Annotated in this window: 1 protein-coding gene; it reads left to right on the forward strand. The window is 47.7% G+C overall.

Going from position 1 to position 1,500, the window contains the following annotated elements; genetic code table 11:
* Window positions 1-1,500: hypothetical protein (locus KDK16_RS01960; RefSeq protein ID WP_257274422.1), on the forward strand; the 1,500-nt coding region annotated here is incomplete at both ends.

The following is a 1,500-nucleotide window of genomic DNA, read 5'->3' on the forward strand; positions in this document are numbered from 1 at the left end:
GGGCATCCTCAACCATGAGGAAGTGCAAGACGTGCTGGGCTGGCCGGAATGGAAAAACAAGGATGGCGAGTTCAGTATGGGGCTTTTACGGGCATTCTCGTCCATGAATCATAGCAAAGGCATACTCAAACGTGAGGACGTGAAAGAGGTGCTGGGTTGGCCGGAATGGCGAGACAAGGACGGCCAATTCGATATAGAGCGGTTCCGTCCCTTCTCATCCATGAACAATGGCCTGGGCGTACCCAAACATAAAAAAGTGAAAGAGGTATTGGGCTGGTCGGAATGGAAAGACAGTGATGGCGAGTTCAGTGTGGAGCGGTTTCGCGCCTTCTCGTCCATGTACACCACAATAGGCGTGCTCAAACACAAAGAAGTTAAAGATGTGCTGGACTGGACAAGTTGCGGGGGTGCACCCAATCACCAGCTCCTGCAAGTTATGACCAGACTCTGGAAATCAGAAGGGCTACCTGCTGCCGATGTGCTGCAACGACGGGAAACGGAACTGAAAGAGTGGCTGTCTACAGAATTCACTGAAGAAAACAGCAACTCAGATAATGAAGAGGACAACAATTACAATCTCCAGATAAAAACCGTCGCTCTTTATCTTTCCACCTCTAAGCCAGAGTGGTCACTAAAGTGGACGGCTTTAAAACAATTTCATCAATTCCGTGAAAACAGCAAAACCGTTCTAATGCTGGAATCATTGATAAAGCTGCTGTCTTTTTATGGAGGAAAAGGTGTCGAACTCTACCTTCAGTCCAATGCAAAGGACCGGTTTTTTTTGCGGCGTCATTCGGCTAGAGCCGTGCCTTTGCACGTGTTAAATAAGGCAGTGGTTCTGTTTTCTGCCAATGAATACAGGGGCCGTTTTGTCTATTTCGTCAAGCGGCTGAAGTCATTGCCGGATAAGAGTCTATGGGAACAGCAATCAGCCCGGTTGCAACAATTATCGGAGGTGCTGAAACTCGACTATATGAAAAGGCTCTACTGGGAAATCCTGCAACCCTTAACAAATGATGACCAGTTGCGTTTTCTGGACGCCAGTCATGCCCGGGCAGTATTCGACCTGTTTCCATCGTTCAGCGCCCTGCATAAACTCAGCAAAGAGCATTCCTCTCAGTGGTTTAAGCAGCTGCTTGAGGCCTGCCTTGGGCTAAAAAACCACGAAATCACCAAAGAAGGCATCCAAATACTGCTTGAAGCACTACTCAAAACTCATAGCCTTCTGCCTTGGTATAACGATATTCCCGATCACTTTCTGTCCGGGATGCGAACAACCGACGACAACAACGTTATGATACCTGTCTCGGGACTTATTCCGTCAGGAGAACAACTGGCTCTGAGTTATATCGCGGTGTTGATGCAGAACATCAACGAGATGTTCTTTAGTGTCAGAGGGGAGTGGCTTGAAGTTGAGGTGCCGGGTAAGAGTGTACGAATCTACCGTTTTCCAATGCCGCAGCTGAAAATACAGAATGAAAAAATGGAAATTAGCAACTG

It is taken from the genome of Endozoicomonas sp. SESOKO4 (assembly GCF_024606275.1).